This window comes from Egicoccus halophilus (assembly GCF_004300825.1).
Classification (GTDB): Bacteria; Actinomycetota; Nitriliruptoria; order Nitriliruptorales; family Nitriliruptoraceae; genus Egicoccus; species Egicoccus halophilus.
Map to the genome: position 1 here is coordinate 1,964,226 of NZ_CP036250.1, position 16,867 is coordinate 1,981,092.

Annotated in this window: 19 protein-coding genes; 5 read left to right on the plus strand and 14 right to left on the minus strand. The window is 71.1% G+C overall.

The genetic code is table 11. The annotated features are described in order from the left end of the window. Positions 1-38 precede the first annotated feature (38 nt). Positions 39-2,267 carry a hypothetical protein gene (locus ELR47_RS08730; RefSeq protein WP_130649550.1) on the minus strand — a complete coding sequence of 743 codons (2,229 nt, stop codon included), beginning with the start codon at positions 2,265-2,267 and terminating at the stop codon, positions 39-41. Between the two features lie 92 nt (positions 2,268-2,359). Beyond that, a complete protein-coding gene (aroF, locus tag ELR47_RS08735; RefSeq protein WP_130651287.1) occupies positions 2,360-3,427 on the minus strand; it encodes a 3-deoxy-7-phosphoheptulonate synthase in 1,068 nt (355 codons plus the stop codon). Between the two features lie 373 nt (positions 3,428-3,800). Here aroF and ELR47_RS08740 point away from each other — a divergent pair, with 373 nt between their 5' ends. Then, positions 3,801-4,958 carry a zinc ribbon domain-containing protein gene (locus ELR47_RS08740; protein ID WP_130649551.1) on the plus strand — a complete coding sequence of 386 codons (1,158 nt, stop codon included), beginning with the start codon at positions 3,801-3,803 and terminating at the stop codon, positions 4,956-4,958. A 32-nt stretch (positions 4,959-4,990) separates the two neighbouring features. Here ELR47_RS08740 and pknB read toward each other — a convergent pair whose 3' ends face one another. Next, the gene (pknB, locus tag ELR47_RS08745) at positions 4,991-7,018 is read right to left on the minus strand and encodes a Stk1 family PASTA domain-containing Ser/Thr kinase (protein WP_338031004.1); all 2,028 of its coding nucleotides are present in this window, start codon (positions 7,016-7,018) and stop codon (positions 4,991-4,993) included. 31 nt (positions 7,019-7,049) lie between these two features. After that, positions 7,050-7,511, minus strand: coding sequence for a hypothetical protein (locus tag ELR47_RS18300; RefSeq protein WP_165403959.1), 462 nt, complete (start codon positions 7,509-7,511; stop codon positions 7,050-7,052). A 68-nt stretch (positions 7,512-7,579) separates the two neighbouring features. Between ELR47_RS18300 and ELR47_RS08750 the strand changes: the two genes are divergently transcribed. Continuing rightward, positions 7,580-7,930, plus strand: coding sequence for a hypothetical protein (locus ELR47_RS08750; RefSeq protein ID WP_130649553.1), 351 nt, complete (start codon positions 7,580-7,582; stop codon positions 7,928-7,930). Between the two features lie 207 nt (positions 7,931-8,137). On the opposite strand, the gene ELR47_RS08755 is transcribed toward ELR47_RS08750, so the two are convergent. The 6 genes from ELR47_RS08755 to ELR47_RS08780 all read right to left on the minus strand — a co-directional run bounded on the left by ELR47_RS08755 (position 8,138) and on the right by ELR47_RS08780 (position 12,586). After that, the gene (locus ELR47_RS08755) at positions 8,138-8,359 is read right to left on the minus strand and encodes a zinc ribbon domain-containing protein (RefSeq protein WP_130649554.1); all 222 of its coding nucleotides are present in this window, start codon (positions 8,357-8,359) and stop codon (positions 8,138-8,140) included. A gap of 69 nt (positions 8,360-8,428) precedes the next feature. Beyond that, positions 8,429-10,192, minus strand: coding sequence for an META domain-containing protein (locus ELR47_RS08760; protein WP_130649555.1), 1,764 nt, complete (start codon positions 10,190-10,192; stop codon positions 8,429-8,431). Further along, positions 10,182-10,700 (minus strand): RNA polymerase sigma factor, encoded by a 519-nt coding sequence (locus tag ELR47_RS08765; RefSeq protein WP_165403961.1) that lies wholly within the window; start codon positions 10,698-10,700, stop codon positions 10,182-10,184. Before ELR47_RS08765 ends, ELR47_RS08760 begins: the two co-directional genes overlap by 11 nt. A gap of 855 nt (positions 10,701-11,555) precedes the next feature. Further along, positions 11,556-11,885: a hypothetical protein gene (locus tag ELR47_RS08770; RefSeq protein WP_130649557.1), complete on the minus strand. Its 330-nt coding sequence runs from the start codon at positions 11,883-11,885 to the stop codon at positions 11,556-11,558. Between the two features lie 157 nt (positions 11,886-12,042). Further along, positions 12,043-12,360 carry a type II toxin-antitoxin system PemK/MazF family toxin gene (locus ELR47_RS08775; protein ID WP_130649558.1) on the minus strand — a complete coding sequence of 106 codons (318 nt, stop codon included), beginning with the start codon at positions 12,358-12,360 and terminating at the stop codon, positions 12,043-12,045. After that, positions 12,347-12,586, minus strand: a complete 240-nt coding sequence (locus ELR47_RS08780) for a hypothetical protein (RefSeq protein WP_130649559.1) — start codon at positions 12,584-12,586, stop codon at positions 12,347-12,349. The genes ELR47_RS08775 and ELR47_RS08780 overlap by 14 nt, the downstream gene beginning before the upstream one ends. A gap of 174 nt (positions 12,587-12,760) precedes the next feature. Between ELR47_RS08780 and ELR47_RS08785 the strand changes: the two genes are divergently transcribed. Both ELR47_RS08785 and ELR47_RS08790 read left to right on the plus strand, forming a co-directional pair. Further along, the gene (locus ELR47_RS08785; protein ID WP_130649560.1) at positions 12,761-13,636 is read left to right on the plus strand and encodes a hypothetical protein; all 876 of its coding nucleotides are present in this window, start codon (positions 12,761-12,763) and stop codon (positions 13,634-13,636) included. 3 nt (positions 13,637-13,639) lie between these two features. After that, positions 13,640-14,356: a hypothetical protein gene (locus tag ELR47_RS08790; protein WP_130649561.1), complete on the plus strand. Its 717-nt coding sequence runs from the start codon at positions 13,640-13,642 to the stop codon at positions 14,354-14,356. A 113-nt stretch (positions 14,357-14,469) separates the two neighbouring features. Here ELR47_RS08790 and ELR47_RS08795 read toward each other — a convergent pair whose 3' ends face one another. The 4 genes from ELR47_RS08795 to ELR47_RS08810 form a co-directional block, all read right to left on the minus strand. Then, complete coding sequence (locus ELR47_RS08795; protein ID WP_130649562.1) at positions 14,470-14,877, minus strand: helix-turn-helix domain-containing protein; 408 nt, start codon at positions 14,875-14,877, stop codon at positions 14,470-14,472. After that, positions 14,874-15,086 (minus strand): type II toxin-antitoxin system HicA family toxin, encoded by a 213-nt coding sequence (locus ELR47_RS08800; protein WP_130649563.1) that lies wholly within the window; start codon positions 15,084-15,086, stop codon positions 14,874-14,876. Before ELR47_RS08800 ends, ELR47_RS08795 begins: the two co-directional genes overlap by 4 nt. Before the next feature lie 142 nt (positions 15,087-15,228). After that, positions 15,229-15,453 carry a hypothetical protein gene (locus ELR47_RS08805; RefSeq protein ID WP_130649564.1) on the minus strand — a complete coding sequence of 75 codons (225 nt, stop codon included), beginning with the start codon at positions 15,451-15,453 and terminating at the stop codon, positions 15,229-15,231. Continuing rightward, entirely contained in the window at positions 15,450-16,025 is a 576-nt protein-coding gene (locus tag ELR47_RS08810; RefSeq protein ID WP_130649565.1) for an IS5 family transposase, read from the minus strand. Before ELR47_RS08810 ends, ELR47_RS08805 begins: the two co-directional genes overlap by 4 nt. 241 nt (positions 16,026-16,266) lie before the next feature. Here ELR47_RS08810 and ELR47_RS08815 point away from each other — a divergent pair, with 241 nt between their 5' ends. Next, positions 16,267-16,827 (plus strand): type 1 glutamine amidotransferase domain-containing protein, encoded by a 561-nt coding sequence (locus ELR47_RS08815; RefSeq protein WP_130649566.1) that lies wholly within the window; start codon positions 16,267-16,269, stop codon positions 16,825-16,827. The last annotated feature ends 40 nt before the right edge of the window (positions 16,828-16,867 follow it).

A 16,867-nucleotide genomic window follows, 5' to 3' on the forward strand; every position in this document is an offset into this window, starting at 1 on the left:
GGTCCGTGGGCACCGGCGCTCCGGCGGGCCGTGCCCGTTCAGCCCCGCGCGTCCGGGAGCGCCCGCTCGCGCAGGGCATCGACGAGCTGGTCGAGCCCGCGACGGGGTCGCTCGTGCCAGTCGACCGACTGCCACGACTCCCAGGCGTAGCCGGCGGTCACCGCGGCCGGTTCGTCACCGACGACCACCTGCATCCCGAGCCGTTCCACCGTTCCGGTCGTCGGCTCGCCGTCGGCGTCGGGGACGAGGAACTGCCGCGACGAGGGGTCCGCGAAGCCGAGCATCCCCCAGGGCAGGGCGAGTTCGACGACGCCGGGACCGGCGTGCCAGGTGGCGTGGGCGTCGAACGCCGTCGCCGTCGGATCGGTCGTGCCGCGCACCAGCGGGTTGACCTCGTGCCACTCGGCGGGTGCCCGGGCACCGGTCGCGGGCAGGTGCATCGGACGGTTCACCAGCTGACGGACCGGCACCCACGCACCGGAGCCCGGCCGCAGGTCGGCAGGATCGGCCGGCGGGTAGCCGGCGAGGCCCCCGAGGCGGCGGGTGTCGAGGTCGAGCGAGGCGCGCGCCAGCAGCCTCGCCTCGCCGTCGGCCAGCGTGAGCAGCACGTCGGCGTCCGCGACCGTCGTCGACGTCGAGGGCAGCGGGCCGCCCCCTTCGCCGGGCACCGCGTCGAAGGCGATGGTGACGCCACGCCCGTCCTCCCAGGGGGAGCCCTCGAGCAGCACGCGCAGGTACAGCCGCTCGGCGTCGTGGATGGCCCGGACCTCGGCGACCGGCCCCGTTCCCTCGTGGATCGCCTGCGTGGTGGTCGGTGCGAACGCCCGACCGGTGCCGTCGATGGTGACGACCCGGCCGTCGGCGCCGGGTTCGACCGCCAACAGCCCGAAGTACGACTCGTTGGTGAGCGCGTTGTGCCACATCGCCCGCCGGTCGGCCGGCAGCTCGCGGTCGGCGGTGTTCCAGGTGTGCTTGAACCACTCGTCGGCCCAGGCGAACAGGAAGGTTCCCGACCATCCGCTGCGGTCCACGACGTCGACCAGGTCGGTCAGGTGCGCCATCGCCTCCGGCTCGGTGTGTCCGCCCTGGTCGCGGCCGAGTGGGCCGGCGTGGGCGCTGCCGATCGAACTCGGGACCCCGGTCTCGAGCACCACCACCGGCTGGGAGGCGTGGTGCTCGCGCAGGGCGGCCAGGTATCCCGCATACGGGTCCACCTCGCCGTCGAGTTCGAAGGTGGCGTACTCGTAGCGCTGGAAGTCGGGGTAGTAGGGGTAGGCGTGGAAGCTCGCGTAGCGGCCGCCGGGCCAGGCGTCGGTGGTGACCACGTGCTCGGCGTCGATGCCGACGAGGTCCTCCTCGGGCAAGGGTTCGCCCGGGTGGACCAGCGGGTCGGTGGTGGGCCAGTTCGTGAACGTCAGTGGCATCGTGCGGCCGCGCGCCGCCTCCTGGCCGGCCAGGAGGTCCAACATCCGGGCCAGCCACGTCTCGGTCGGCGACGCGTCGGCGGTGGAGCGGACGTAGGTGCCCGCATGGGCCGGACGTCCGGCATTGTGGCGGTCGGACGCGAGGGTGGCGGCGGGGTCCAACTCGACGCCCAGCGCCCAGGACACCAGCCAGGGCGAGACGTCGGCGCGGTAGGTGCCCGACGCGAATCCCGGCCGGGGCGGCAGCGTCGCCTGCCCGTGGACCACCGCGACGGCGGCGGACACGTCCGCCTCCATCCGCTGGACCACCTCGTCCGACCACAGGTCGCGCGAGGACAGGAACTCCTCCTCGGGGATCCACACCCCGTGCACCAGGTAGAGCGGCCGGTCCGGGTTCGCCTCGTTGAAGGCGAGCAGTTCCTCGTAGAAGTGCGGCGGCAGGATGGTGTAGACGCGCACCGCGTGGACACCGGTACGGGCGATCAGCTCGAACCAGCGGACCCACGTCGGCCGGTCGACGGCCAGCTCGCCGGGGGCGTGACCCGGCACGGTCGCGCCGACGTTGACGCCGGTCAGGTAGTCGACCTCTCCGGAGGCGGTGCGCAGCACCAGGCGCTCGGGACCGTCCTGGTGGGCGATCCGGGTCAGCCCGTCGACCACCTCGGGATCGGGGGCCAAGGAACCCGGTGGCGTCCAGGACGGCAGGGCCGCCCACGGGTCGACGGCGGCGGCCGCGGCGGCCGCCGGTGCGACCTCGGGGCCGTCCTGGGCGCCGCAGCCGGTGAGGAGCGCACACGCGGCGAGCAGTGCGGCGAGCGGGCGACGGTGCACGGCGGTTCCCACGGCAGGGCACGTGCCCGGGCGACACGCGTCGCCGGTCCGCGTCGGCCGACGACCGGCCGACTACAGCGGTCGGCCGGTCGTCGTCGGCGGGCTCACGCCGAGGCGGAGCGCCCCCAGGCGCCGCTGCGGTGGTCGACGTTGGGCGCGGCGACCTCGCGTCCCATGGCGCCGGCGAACCGGGTCACCGACTCGCGCAGCGGGAGGATGTCGTCGCGCACCAGCGCCTGCGGCCCGTCGCACAGGGCGAGCTCCGGGCGCGGGTGGACGTCGACGATGATCCCGTCCGCACCCGCAGCGATCGCCGCACGGGTGAGCGGCAGCACCAGGTCCCGCTTGCCACCGGAGTGCGACGGGTCGACCACCACGGGCAGGTGGGTGAGCGACTGGGCGACGGGCACGGCCGAGACGTCGAGCGTGTTGCGGGTCATCGGCTCGTAGGTGCGGATACCCCGTTCGCACAGCACCACCTGCAGGTTGCCGGTGTGGGCGATGTACTCGGCCGCCATGATCCACTCGTCGATGGTGGCGGTCAGGCCCCGCTTGAGCAGTACCGGCTTGCCGGCCATCCCGACTTCCTTGAGCAACTGGAAGTTCTGCATGTTGCGGGCGCCGACCTGGAGCATGTCCGCCTTGGCCGCGACCGTCTCCACGTCGGCGGGGGTCACGACCTCCGTGACGAACGGCAGACCGATGTCGCGCGAGACCCCGTGCAGGATGTCGAGACCGGCCTCGCCGAGTCCCTGGAAGGCGTAGGGCGACGTGCGTGGCTTGTAGGCGCCGCCCCGCAGGATCGACGCGCCGGCCTCCTTGGCCATTCGGCAGGCGGCGTCGGTCTGGTCCTCGGTCTCCACCGCACAGGGACCGGCGATCAACGTGACCGTGTCCCGACCGATGGGGGTGTCCCCGACCCAGACGGTCGACGGACGCGGATGGGTCTCGACGCTGACGAGCTTGTAGGGCTTGCTGACGCGGATGACGTCCTCCACGCCCGGGAAGGCGTGCAGTGGCAGCTCGGTGAACTGCGTCAGGTCGCCGACGAGTCCGATGATCGTCTGGTGCTTGCCGCGGGAGACGAACGCGTCGCCCCCGAGCTCGTCGATCGCCTTGACGACCTTGTCGACGTCGGTGTCGCTCGCGCCGGAGCGCATGACCACGACCATCGTGGTGTCCTCTCTGGTCACTGACCCGCTCCCCGGTCGCTGGATCCACCTCCGAAAACGTCTGAGCCCCGGAGGCGGCGTCCCCGGGGCTTCGAGTCTTGGTGCGGTGGTGGTGCTAGTGGCCGACCGCAGCACGCCCGATCCCGGGCCCGGGAAACACCCGGCCCTGGAACCAGAACAGATACGTCGTGTGCGGCATGGACGGGAGCGTAGCAGCGCCTCGGTGAGGTGGGTGCTCGGTCCACGCACCCGCACGCCGGCGTGCGCGGCGAGTCGCTGCCGCCGCGCCTAGGCTGTCGATCAGTGGGTGCGCGCCCACCCGTCCGGAGGCCCGGCGCGCCCGTTCCCTCTGCCCGCGGCTCTGCGAGATCCCGTGACCAGCGACGCCGGTGAGGCCACCGACCGCGTGGCGTGCCAGCACTGCGGCACGCTGGCCGGCGCCGGTGCACGGTTCTGTCGCGCGTGCGGCGTGGCGTTGGCCGACGCCACGGCCGAGCACACCGCCTCCGGGGACACCGGCGTGCTCGACGGCGGCCGTGACGCCGACGGCGGGCGACGGGGCCACACCCGCGGGAGCGGGTCGTCCCCGGACCGCTCGGGACGGCGCGCTCGTCGCCGCAGCACCGAGGAGCAGACCACCGGGGAACTCGACCGTGCCGCCCGGCCCGGCATCGCGATCGGGGTCGACGGTGACGGCGCGGCGCTGCGGCCGTGCCCCAGCTGCGGCGGGCCCAACAGCGTCCAGCGGGAGCTGTGCGGCCGCTGCGGTGCCGACCTGGACTCCGGCGCGTCGTTGCCACGTGCCGACGCGGGGCGCGCGACCTCCGGCCGTCCCGGTGAGGAGGACGAGGTCCGCCGCTCCCGTCTGGGCCCGCTGTTGGCCCTGCTCGGCGTGGTCGGTGCGGCGGTCGCTGGCGTCGCGGTGGCTGGCGCCGGGCCCTTCGGACCGCCGGGAACGACCGTCCCGGCGGTCGAGTTCGACCCGCTGGGCTACCCGGGCGAACCGGTGCGGCTGCCGGTTGCCGAGATCGCGACCCTGACCACCCTGCCGCCGCAGGGCAACGAGGTCTACACGGCCGCGCAGATGGTCGACGACGACCCGACCACGGCCTGGAACTCCGACGGCGCCGCCGCCGACACCGAGCACGGCGTCGGTGAGCGGATCGAACTCGTCCTGGAGCAACCCGGCTGGGTCGACCGGTTGGTGCTGCGCAACGGCGACCAGCGCGACGCCGATGCCTACGCGGCCAACGCCCGGATCCAGCGGGCACAGCTGACGCTGGACGGTGACGCGGTGGTGATCGTCAACCTGCTCGACGAGGGCCTGGCCGCGCAGGCCGTCGAGTTCGACGAGCCGGTCCTGACCTCGGCCGTCAGCATCGAGGTCCTCGACACGTTCCCGGGCGACACGCATCCCGACCTGGCCGTGTCCGACCTCGAGCTGCAGGGCTGGCTCGCTCGCGGCGGGGACGTGGAGGTGGCGCGGGAGCGCGCGTCGTCCGCGCCGGCCATCGGTGGGTCCGACCGCTGACGCACCGCCGCGTCACGCGGGGCCGGTGGCCGTCACTCGTCGTAGGCGTACAGGATCACCGTCTCGCCGGGTAGCAGGTCGCTCGCGGGGCCGGGGTCCTGCTCGAACACGCGGTTGGGTCGCAGCCAGGACCCGAAGCCACCCCGTCGGTCGACCTCGACGCTCAGGCCGAGTTCCTCGAGGACGATCGTGGCCTCGTCGACCAGCATGTTGCGCACGTCGGGGACCTCGACCGGTGCCGGGCCCAGGGACACCACGACGTCCACCGTGTCCCCGCGGTGAGCGGTCGTGTCGAGTGGGTCCTGCTGCACGACGGTGCCGGGTGCCGAGACGTCGTGGACGCGCCCGGTGATCGCCATGCCGAGCTCGGCGCCGTCGAGTTCGGCCGCGGCGGCACCCTCGTCGAGCCCACGCACGTCCGGGACGTCGATCGGCTCCGGACCGAGGCTCACGGTCAGGGTGACGGCGCTGGTCTCGTCGAGGACCTCGGCAGCCGCCGGATCGGTCCGCACGACGAGCCCGGCGGCGACCTGCTCGTCGTGGGCCTCGGTGGTCTGTGGACGCAGGCCCGCGTCGGCGAGGCGTTGCTCGGCGAGTTCGCGGGTGTCACCCACCACGTCGGGGACGGTGACCTGGCGGGGACCACCGGACAGCACGAGCGTGATGGTGGCGCCCCGGCGGGCGTCACCGTCCCGGTCCTGATCGAGCACGTGGTCGGCGGGCACCTCCAGGTCGTTGGGTCGGTCCTGGGCGACACGCACGTCGAAGCCGGCCTGTTCAAGGTCGGCGACGGCCGCGCCGTGGGCCTCACCGACCACGACGGGGATCGGGGTCACCGGGGCCAGTACCCGGTCCCACACCAGGTAGCCACCCGCGGCGGAGGCGGCCAGCAGCGCCAGCACCACCAGCAGGACGAGCCAGCCCCGGCTGCGCCCCCCCGGGCCGTCGTCGACACCCTGGTCGACGTCGTCCGCGGATTCGTCGCCGACGTCGTCGAGGTGGGTCCGGGTGGACGCCGCGACGTCGACGTCGCGATCGTCGATCCGTCGTGTCCCGGTCGATCCGGGCGGCGCCGGCGGCCCCGGTCGGCCGCTGACGACGGTGGTCGGATCGCCGGGCGCGAGTGCGACGGTGCTGCCCCGCGCTGCCGGGCGGGACGGGACCACGGTGTCGCCCAGCAGCCCGTCGAGTGCCAGCGGTTCCATGCCACCCGGGACGGCGAGCGCGAGCTCCCGGGCGAACACCGTTGCGTCCTCGGGGCGCTCGTCGGGCTCGTGTGCCGTCGCGGCCACCACCAGTCCGTCGAGCTCCGGCGGGATGCCCGGTACGAGCGTGGACGGTGGCGGCACCCGCTGGGAGGTGTGCGCGACCGCGGTCGCGAACGGCGAGTCACCCTCGTGTGGCGGTCGCCCGGTCAGGCACTCGAACAGCACGACCCCGAGGGCGTAGACGTCGGCGCGCGGATCCAGTGGCCGACCACGGACCGCCTCGGGGGAGAGATAGTGCGGCGAGCCGACCAGCACGTCCGCCCCGAAGGTGGAGGTCGCGCTCGCAGCCGCGCGCGCGAGTCCGAAGTCGGTGACGTGGACCTGGCCGTCCCCGCTCAGCAGGAGGTTCTCCGGCTTCACGTCGCGGTGGACCAGACCGGCGCGGTGGGCCGAGCCGAGCCCGGCGGCGGCGGGGGCGAGCACCCCCAGCGCCTGCGACGGCGAGAGCCGACCCCGGCGGCGCAGCACCTCCCGCAGGGACGGTCCCTCGATCAATTGCAGCACCAGGTAGGCGCCATCGTCGGTCTCGCCCCAGTCGTGGACGGCGACGACGTTGGGATGCGCCAGTGCGGCGGCGGACCGGGCCTCCCGGCGGAAGCGGTCGAGGAAGGCCGGGTCGGTGGCGAGATGGGCGTGCAGCAGCTTGACCGCGACCTCGCGCTCCAGCACCTCGTCGACGGCCCGGTGCACCGTCGCCATCCCGCCTCGTCCGAGCTCCCCGCGCAGCAGATAGCGCCCACCGACACGGGTGGGACCGGCATCACGGGACGAGTGCGACGTCGACACGGCCACGATGGTAGGGCAGCACGTCCGGTGCGCCCCGTCAGCCCTGCTGCATCCGGTCGACCCGGTCGCGCAGGGTCGCGTACAACGTGCGCAACTCGTCGGTCTCGCCCTGCGCCTGGTCGAGCCGCCCCTGCAGGTCCGCGAGCGTCGCGCGCAGGTCGGATGCCGCGGTGGCCGCGTCCTCGGCCACGGTCTCGCGCGCTCGGACCTCGCGCTCGAGCCGTTCGTCGAGTGCGGCGATCGACTCGGCCAGCGAGCGCAACGACGCGTCGGTCCGCTCGAGCCGTTCGTCCGCCGAGCGGTCGCCCCGCAGACCGTCGAGCTGGGACTCGAGCGCCTCGACGCGTGCCGACAGCGCCGTCTCGGTCTCGCTGCGGGCGGCCAGCTCCGCACGCAGCTCGGCGACCGCGTCGTCCTGCCCGGCGTCGCCGGGCGGCGAGCAGCCGCCGACGACGAGCAGCAGGGCGACGAGTGGGACGGGCCAGCGGCGCAGGGACATGCCGAGCAGCCTAAGCCGTCGTCCCCGGCGATCCGAGTAGCGTGCACCGCACCGGCGAGGAGCGACGCATGTCGGGCAACGGTGGGGCACCCGGGACCTTCGACGACGAGCTCGAGGCGCTCGGCTTCCGCACGCAGGGGTTCTCACGACGCGGTGGCCGGATGTGGACGCTGCCGTTCAACCGGCACCTGACCTTCATGCTGCACGACTACCACGACGCGATCGTGCTCACCTGGTCGTTCTCGCTGGGGGAGTACCTGCTCGAACGTGGCTGGCAGGTCAGCACCACCGACACGTCCGCGACCGAGCTGTACCCGCAGCACGATGTCCGGCTGCCCCTGGACGTCGAGGCGCTGCACGGGGAGATCACCCGCGTGCTCACGACGTTGCGACTCGACCTCGGGGACCCGACGCTCTGACGGTCTGTAGCCGATTACCTCGGTCACAGCGGGTTCCCCTTGACCGCCGGTAGCGGTGGTTTGGTTCCCGTGGGATCCGCACCGGTGTCAGATGCGGCCCTTCCGACTTCGTCGCTTCCGGTTTCGCACCGCCCGCGAGGGTGGTGCCAGAGCCGGATGCTCCATCGGCGCGTCCCCGCTACCTGCGGGTGAGGACCCGTGCGTGGATCAGGCGGCCGCTACGAGCGGCAGCGTCTCCTCCTGGTTCTCGACTAGGGCGGTCCAGCGTGCGAGGTTGACCGCGGCGTTCTCGTCGCGGTCATGGCGGTGCCCACACTGCTCGTCCGCGCACCAGAAGACCGGCTCGCGAGCCATCTGCTCGTTCTTGGTCCCGCACGCCGAGCACGTCTTCGAGCTGGCGTACCGCACCACCGGCGTGTCCATTGGCATAGCGGGCGTTGTGCCTACCTGGGGTCGGCATCTGCTCTCGCGTCTGGGTCTCGGTCTCGGACGGTGCTGCTACGGCCCCTCGTTGAACGGCGCCGCGTCGTCGCTGAACGCGAAGTGTTCGGCGATGAGCCACACGTTGGTATCGCGCCCGTCGTAGCGTTCCTCTGCAAAGAGGGGGAACCCCGTGGCCAGGTGAGCAATCCCTCGTGCGGCGTTGGCGTCGTCTGGGGCGCAGAGGTCGAGCGGGCCGTCACATCCAGCCACGTTCGGGGTTGCGTAGGCCTCGACCTCATCCTGTGTGAGCCCGAGCGAGGCGATCAAGTCTTGCCCTCCGGGCATCTGGTCGAGGGGAACTACGACACGCTGGACGAGGCCGACCGCGGTTCGCCATTCGGGGTGCAGTTCTGCTGAGACTCCTCGCCATTGGGTGCGGTCGTCGACCCAGGTGTCGGAAGTGTCGAAACCTGGACCTCCCGGAGAGGACCATTGACCTGACGGGAGGGGACCGTCGTCGGTCACGTTCGACTCGATGGTCCATGCTGCCCAGGAGGTGCCACGGAACCGCCTGCGCAGTTCGGTCTCGGGGGTGGCATTCGGGAACGTGTAGATCAGTTCGACCGGCCAGTGCTCGGCTGCCGTGCCAGCGTCAGGGGCACGCTCTGCGGTGGTGTGGTCGAGCTCGGCGGGATAGTTCGTGACGGACACTCCGGTCAGGTCTTGCATCGGCAGCCGCCCGGGATCGGGGAGGCGTTCGCGGTCTACGGCGATCAGCATCCGGTAGGGCACCTGGTGGCCAGAGCAGTTCTCGTGGGGGTTGTCTTCGATGACACCGTCTGCAGCAGCGACCCCTCGCCTGACCTCGAGCCAACTGCCGTCACCTTCGACATCGGCTGCCCACCCGGGGCAATCGGACCATTGCCGCGAGGACCACACAGCGAGCGCGTGGGTGTCGAAATCGACATCCTCCAACGTGGCGTAGATGCCGGGGTCTGTCGGGGTACCTGCGACGTTCGCGAGCCCTGCTGGGGTGTTGTCCTGCCAGGCGCGTTCGGCCGTCTGACGATCGAACGCGATCTCGAGGACGGAGACGACCGTTGCCGGCTGCAACTCCTCTCGCCAGCCATCGACCTTCATCAACGGCATGGCCGCCGACGAGGTTGCTGCTCCTGCGGTCGGGGCGGCGCCGGCACCAGGTGTCTCGCGGAAGGCGAGGGTCAGTCCGCCGGCCCTGAGTACGAGACGTCCGTCACGTAGCTCCCACGCCGGACCGGACCGGAAGAACTCATCAACCCACCGGTCCTGTGCGTCCTGTTCGTCGCTCGTGCAGAGCATCAGAGTCGTGTGGCCGAAACCGCCGAACTCGAAGCGGCCGTTGGTGAGGTAGAGCTGAGAATGGCTGCGGTTGCAGCCCGCTTGCCAGGTCGCGAACCCGTCTGCGTCTGGATCCACCAGCTGTCCGCCGTCGGCGTCGCGCACGGGTGGTTCGCGTTGGAGGGTCAGCTCGATGCTGGTTCCATCCACCAGGTCGCGAGGTGTGCCGTTCTCGATCACCTCGCTTGAGACGTAGGTCCGGTTCCAGAGCTGCTCAGCATCGGATCGCTCGCCGGTGGGCAGCTCGCTGGGTCGCTCGGCGATCTCAAGCTCCTGGTCGATCCCGACGACCGACGGCACGAGCAGGACCGCCGCCACGAGGACCGCGACACCACCGAGCCCCGCTGCGAGCCGGCCCGCAAGCACCTGCCGCCGGGCACGGTGCACCAGCGCTCCCGTATCGAGTGGCCGGGTCGGTTGCGGTGCCGTGTCGCGCAGCAGCTCCTCGAGATCACTGACCATCGGAGATCTCCTCTGTTGTCACCGAGCTCGGTCGCAGCTGCGAGCGCAACCGCTCCACCGCCCGATGCGTCCTCGCCCGTACCGCACCTGGGGTCGTGCCAAGCACGTCTGCCGCCTGCTCTGCCGACAGATCCAGGAGGTAGCGCAAGATCACGGCCTCCCGTTGCTCGACAGAGAGTTCGCGAAGCGCGGAGCGGACCCACAACTGATCCTCCACCGGGTCGGGATCGACGACCGTTCCCGAGGGACCGTGCCGTTCACGGGCGCGCCGCTGGGCTCGTCGACGACGCCAGGCGCTGTTGGCCAGGTTCACCGCCACGCGGTAGGTCCACCCTTCCGGCGACTCCAACGTCGACACGTGCGACCAGCGGCGGCACGCCCGTAACAGTGCCTCCTGGACCAGCTCTTCGGCCACGTGCACGTCACCGCAGTAGTGCGCCATCGCGCCGACCAGCCGTGGCCAGGCAGCCGCGCAGAAGCGCTCTTGCGCTTCAAGCGCCTCACCCACCACGCGCCTCCGGTCCAGTCAGGGAGTGTCCCTCAACGAGTACACGCACGAGCGACCTCGCGCGTTACGCACCTCCGCACAAGACGCCTCCGTCACAGCACGGCGACCACGAAAGCCCTACCGAGTGCGGGCGTTTCCGCACGGTCCTACACCACCGCCCTCGCATCTCCGGGCGCTACAGACCGTCGCGGTCACAACTGCTGACACCTCACGCGCTATGACCGAGGATGGACGTACTCGTGCAGCCGCTGAGGTGACATCTTTAGCGCCGTCGAAACGAACTCAGCAGCGTCCTGCCGTCGGTGGACCCCCGGCAACGCCGTGGCGTGGAGTCGGACGACGGCGCCACTGTGCAACTGGACCTCCAGCATCGGAACGATGGAACCCGAGGCTGGCCAGTACCACGGCAGGCTGTCGGCCCTGCCGATCCGATCGACGTCTCGTCTCGCGATACGCCGCGTTGACCACAGGTTGCGCACCTCGATTTCGCCGTCCTGGCGTGACAAGGCAATCCTCCAGGTGGCCGCGACCCAAGTCAGGGCGACGGCCAAGGCAACCACGACACCAGCCTCAGGGGCGCCGGCTGCCACCAGCGGCATCGCACCACCGCTCCGAACAAGACGGGTAGCGGGAACGTCTGAGCCAGCATGACGAGGCGGCTCGCGAACGGCGCGAAGGTGGTACCTACGGCTCCGGAAGCCATCACCGCTCCTGCCGTTCCCGCGTCGGTACCAACTCCCGGCACCGTACCGCCACCGGTCACAGGTGAACGCTCCGACGCGTGCACAACCACCGCATCGACCGTCGGCAACCGGGCGTTACTTCTCGACGAGCAGCAGGCGCGAGCGCCGTTGGTCAGAGCGTGTGCTCGCTCGACTTCGGCCACTGCCAGGACCATCGGATCGAGCGCTGCCGGGCGAGCGAGAAGGCCTCGTCCTCCGACCGGGCCTCGCTGAACGGCGGGGCGGGGCACCAGCCGCAGACGTCGATGCAGCCGACTGCGTGCTCGAACTCGAGCCATGCCGCACGGCGCTCGCAGATCTCGCAGGTTCCGTGGGGGATGCCATCGGTCCACCAGCCGATCTCCCAGCGCTCGTCCAAAGCAGCCGAGAGCTTGGCCAGTTCGCACTCCCACCACCGGGGCATCCACATGGTGGCCTTCACCACGGCGGGACGGTAGAGCACGTCATCAAACAGCTCGCAGGTTCGTCCGAGGCCGTGAACGACCAGACGCCTCGCCGCGCGACCTGCTCCAGAACGCATGGATCCCCCTCAACGATGCAACTGGCGCGGGTAGGTCATCATCCACCACCGGCGTGTCCATTGGCATAGCGGGCGTTTGTTACTGAAGGTCTAGGACGGTCTCGAGGGCGAGGTCGACACCCCACTGTTCCTCGGGCGAGAGGTGGCCGCGCTGGTCGCCGAGCCTGCTCACGTCGATAGCACCCATCTGCTCCACCAGCACGCGCGTTATGGTTCCGTCGATTTCGATCTCGGGGCGGAACGAAGCCCCTCGTGCGGCAGTCGAGGTCGGCGCAATCAGCACCGTCGACAACCGCATCAGGGCATCCGATTGCACGATCACGCCGTAGCGGACGCCAGATTGCTCGTGCCCTTGGCGACGTCCCAGGCGAAGCCGGAAGACGTCACCGCGCCGCACGGAGATCCTCCATCATCGCCGCCACCTCGGCTGCTTCCATCCGGTCGGCCTCATCCGAGGCGAGCTCGGCCACCTCGTCGATGAGGCGCTGCCGGTCGCGTAGCCGTAAGGCGGCGGCGACCAGGCCACGTCGGACCGCCTCAGAGCGGGAAAGGCCGGTGGCCTCGAGTTCGGCAAGGGCACGTTGTGCCTCGTCGTCGAGTCGTACGGAGATGAGATCACTCATGCCGGTACTGTATCACGGAACGTCGGACAGTAGCGAGGCCGCCCCTGGCACCTCAATCTCGAGTAGGCGACACGGGCGTGGTGATGCGGATCGTGAACGCCGGCTCTGCGTTGCTCCTGACGATGGGGGGCTGGGTCCAGCCCGTTCCAGAGTCCACGTAGGATCGGGGCGGGGGTGACCATGCGACGAGTCGAGCTTCGGGGGTCGTTGGTCGACCGGGTCACGCAGCGGTGGGTCATCGCGACCGGGCGAAGGGTCGACCTGGTCGGCGGGCAGGGGTGGCTCGACGGTCCCGTTGGCGACCCCGGAGGCATCGGTGACCGGTGGGTCGAGGCGCACGCGGCACGTCACCGGGCGGACGTGGTGGAGGGACCGGAGCAAGGACTGTTGCCGAGGTTCGCAGCGCTGACCCCGTCGCTCGACGTCGCCGCCGTGTCGCCGCATATCGCGGCCTTCTACGAGACAACGGCCGCGTGGTCGGTCGATGTGTCGTCGCGGTGGGCGCGCTGGGCCGAGCCGGGCGGGAGGCTCATCAACGCGGTGTTCGCGCGCCGGCTGCGACAGCTGAGTCTCCCACTCGATCCTCTGGACGTGGCCCAGGGGATGGACAGCCGTGTCGCGGCGATCGTCGCCCCCGACGGCGACCACCTCGGCACGGTCTGGCAGCGCACCCTGCGGGCGACCGGCGCGACGGTGTTCGGCGGCTTCTACGGCGCGTGCACGCTGCCCGGCGCTGCCGGCCCATCGGTGCGCGTGGTCTTCCCGCTGCCCAACGGCAGCTTGACGGTGTTCCTGCGTCCCGAGGCGACGCCCGACAGTGGCCTCGTGCTGAGCTCAAAACGAGGCCGCTTCGGCGAAGACGGCGCCTACCTGGTGGTGCGGCCCGGGGCGGCCGACCAGGGGTGGGCGCGCCGGGTCCCGCTGCACGAGCGGTTCGCGCTGTCCGCCGGACGCGACGGCTCCGTGCGATGCGACCACCGGCTAGACCTCGGACCGCTCGAACTCCTGCGGCTCCGCTACCGCCTTCGACGCCACCCCACGGGGGACTGAACGATGGCCTTCAGCTTCCACCTGCTCGAGACCTCAACCCTGACCGCAGTCCGGCTGCTGCTGCAACGATGGTCGCGGACGCAGCCAGTTGGTCTCCACCGTGCCGAGCCGATGGCCGCGATGGAGCTCGGCACGCCGATCGTCTCGACGCGACGGTTCCGTCCGGGTCGGGTCGCGCTGTTCGCGGCGTGGGAGTCGTTCGACGACCTCGACGCGTGGCTCGCCGAGGACGCCGTGGGTCGACGCTGGGCGAAGGGCTGGCACGTGCGGCTCGAGTTCCTCCGACGTTGGGGCCACGTCGCCGCGTTCGACGGTCTCCTGGCACAGGCCGGCGATCACGACCCATCGGAACCCGTCGTAGCGGTGACCCTCGCCCGGCTCAAGCTGCCGCAGGTCCCACGGTTCATCCGCTGGGGACGCCCGGTCGAGGCCCAGGTGCGAGACGATCCGGGACAGGTGCTCGCCCTCGCCGCAGGAGCACCACCGCGGACGGTGTCAACCTTCACCGTGTGGCGCAGTGCGCAAGCCATGACCGACATGGTCGCGGGACGGTCCGACGCCCCCGGCGCCCACCGACACATCGAGGCGATGCAGGAGCGCCGCCGTGTGGACTTCCACCGCGAGTTCACCACCCTGCGCTTCCGCTGCCTGGAGGAGCACGGGTCGTGGCAAGGCCGCACCGGCATCGTCCCCACGCGACCGAGCCCGCCTGGTTCATGAGCGCGGGTACGCCGGAAGTGCTCCACGACGCGGGTGGAGCCGTGAAGATCATCCGTCCTCCGACGCCCCCGTGTGGACATGAACCGCCGGTATGGACCGTGCGGATGCGGGCGTTAGGCGGAGTTCGCCAGGTGATCTTGCTTCTCGATCTGGGAGACCCGCGACGGCGTCACGCCGAGGAGTTGCGCGACATCGCGCACGGTCAGCCCCGCCGCCCGGAGTTCGGCGACCGCGGCAGGGGTCCGGCGGCGCGCTCGGTCGCTCAGCTCGGCCAGGGCACGACGCAACTCAAGCGCCTCGAGCGTGTCGTCGGACACGTCGACGCGACGGAGGTCCGGGGAGATGTCGACCTCGAACGCATCACCGTCGATGTCGAGGACCAGCGCGATGGCCTCGCGGATCGCGGCATCCGCCTGGTCGAGCCGGCGTGACTGCGAGGCGACCTCGCGGCCCTCGACGTCGTACGCCACGAGCGACCACCAGTCGCCGTCACGGGTTGCGGTGACGCGGTAGGTGCTCACCTCCACCACTCCTCTCCGAGCTTGGCTGCCGCCTGCCGCATGATCGATCGGGCGGTGCCTTCGGCGATCTCGCGGTGGTTCGGGATCGGGATGCGTAGGCCGTCGAGTGAGAAGACCTCGTGACCGCCGGCGTTGCGCAACGACGCGAACTCAAGACCCGCGTCGTTGGCCGCGTCGCGGAGCTGTCTGATGAGGTCACGTCGCTTCATGAGCGTAAGTGTAGAAGCTGAACGAAGTCAAGTGCAGGCGATGAACTTACCTGTGCACAACCGCCGTGATGACCCGCTCGAGGTGTGACTTCTTCTCAACGCAATCACACCGGGGGACACGGCAGTCCCGCGCCGTTGCCCCTCAGGCGGCGAAGGCGAGTTGGCGTGAGCGCAGCCGTCCGGCGAGCAGCCCGATGCAAGCGACCTGCAGCCACGCGGTCGCACCCGCCTGCGACCCTTCGAAGCAGCGCGACAGCCGTCGCCACGCACCGAGCCGGGCGAAGCAGTCCTCCACACGCCACATCGGTTTGATCGGCTTGAACCCCTCCGGCGGGCGTTCGTCCCAGCCGCGCACCTCGAACATCACCCCTGTGTGCTTGCGACGTGATGGCCAGCAGCGCGGTAGCCGCGATCGGCCAAACCCAGCCCCACACGCGGGAGATGCGGGAGCGCATCGTCGAGCAACAGCTTGCCCGCCCGGCTGTCGTGCGGCCGGGCGGAGTCGGCGCGGGCCGCGACCGGCAGTCCAAATGTGTCCACCACGATGCTGCGCTTGGTGCCGCGGGTCCGGCCGCCAGCGCCGCCCTTCTCGTGGAATCCCGGACCGGCACGCCACCCGCGGGTGGTCTGTGCGTCGATGATGACCACGCTCGGCTGCGGATCGCGACCTTCCGCCTCGCGGACGGCGGCGTCGAGGCGGCGCATCGCCTCATCCCACACGCCCTTGTCACGCCACCGTCGCCACTGCGACCACACCGCCGACCAGGACCCGTACCGGTCAGGCCGCTCGCGCCACTGCGCGCCGGTCCGGGCCAGCCACAGGATCGCCTCGACGATCTGGCGGCGGGGCACGGATGCGCGGGGTCCGCGACGGACGGGCGGGTCGAACAGGTCGGAGACCAGTTCCCACGCTTCGTCGGTCAGTTCGTAGGCAGCCATGCCGAGCTACGTCGACCGGCCGCCTCGAACTCGAGAGGTAATCGGCTACAGGGCGTGAGTCGGGTCGAGCTCGGGGCGCGTACGGCGGGGGCCACCGGGCCGGTGACCGCGGTGGGGACCGTTCAGGGGGATCGTCGGGCTGTCACAACCGTTCGTGCAGGCACGGCCGGGGCCGGGGTGGGAGCCGGTGCCGACCATGGCCGTCGAAAGCGTTTCGTACCCAACCGTAAGGAGCCACCACATGGCCAGCATCGACGGTGCCCGCGTCGCCTTCCTCGTCGCCACCGAGGGCGTCGAACAGGTCGAGCTCACCCAGCCCTGGGCGGACATCCAGCGGGCCGGTGGTTCGCCGGTCCTGGTCTCGACCGGCGACGGGCCGGTCCAGGGATTCGACCACCTCGACAAGGCGGACACGTTCGACGTCGACGAACTCGTCGGCGACGTCTCCGTGGACGACTTCGACGCCCTGGTGCTGCCCGGCGGCGTCGCCAACCCGGACCAGCTGCGCATGCACGAGCAGGCCGTCGGGTTCGTGCGGGACTTCGTCGCGTCCGGCAAGCCGGTGGCGGCCATCTGCCACGCCCCCTGGTCGCTGGTCGAGGCCGACTGCGTCGGGGGTCGCACGCTGACCTCCTGGCCGAGCCTGCAGACCGACATCCGCAACGCCGGTGGCACCTGGGTCGACGAGGAGGTCGTCGTCGACGACAACGGCCCCGGCCCGCTCGTCACCAGCCGCAAGCCTGACGACCTCGAGGCCTTCGACCGGGAGACCATCGCGCTGATCGAGAAGGCCCGCGGCTGACGGTCGCGTCCGCTCGTCGACGGGGACCGTGCCACGGCGT

Bases quoted from the DNA above. Each gene is read 5' to 3' on its own strand.
- ELR47_RS08790 (WP_130649561.1), top strand. From the start codon at position 13,640: ATGGCCTTCAGCTTCCACCTGCTCGAGACCTCAACCCTGACCGCAGTC.
- ELR47_RS08750 (WP_130649553.1), top strand. From the start codon at position 7,580: ATGTCGGGCAACGGTGGGGCACCCGGGACCTTCGACGACGAGCTCGAG.
- ELR47_RS08810 (WP_130649565.1), bottom strand. From the start codon at position 16,025: ATGGCTGCCTACGAACTGACCGACGAAGCGTGGGAACTGGTCTCCGAC.
- ELR47_RS08815 (WP_130649566.1), top strand. From the start codon at position 16,267: ATGGCCAGCATCGACGGTGCCCGCGTCGCCTTCCTCGTCGCCACCGAG.
- ELR47_RS08780 (WP_130649559.1), bottom strand. From the start codon at position 12,586: ATGAGTGATCTCATCTCCGTACGACTCGACGACGAGGCACAACGTGCC.
- aroF (WP_130651287.1), bottom strand. From the start codon at position 3,427: ATGGTCGTGGTCATGCGCTCCGGCGCGAGCGACACCGACGTCGACAAG.
- ELR47_RS08800 (WP_130649563.1), bottom strand. From the start codon at position 15,086: ATGAAGCGACGTGACCTCATCAGACAGCTCCGCGACGCGGCCAACGAC.
- ELR47_RS08755 (WP_130649554.1), bottom strand. From the start codon at position 8,359: ATGCCAATGGACACGCCGGTGGTGCGGTACGCCAGCTCGAAGACGTGC.
- ELR47_RS18300 (WP_165403959.1), bottom strand. From the start codon at position 7,511: ATGTCCCTGCGCCGCTGGCCCGTCCCACTCGTCGCCCTGCTGCTCGTC.
- ELR47_RS08760 (WP_130649555.1), bottom strand. From the start codon at position 10,192: ATGGTCAGTGATCTCGAGGAGCTGCTGCGCGACACGGCACCGCAACCG.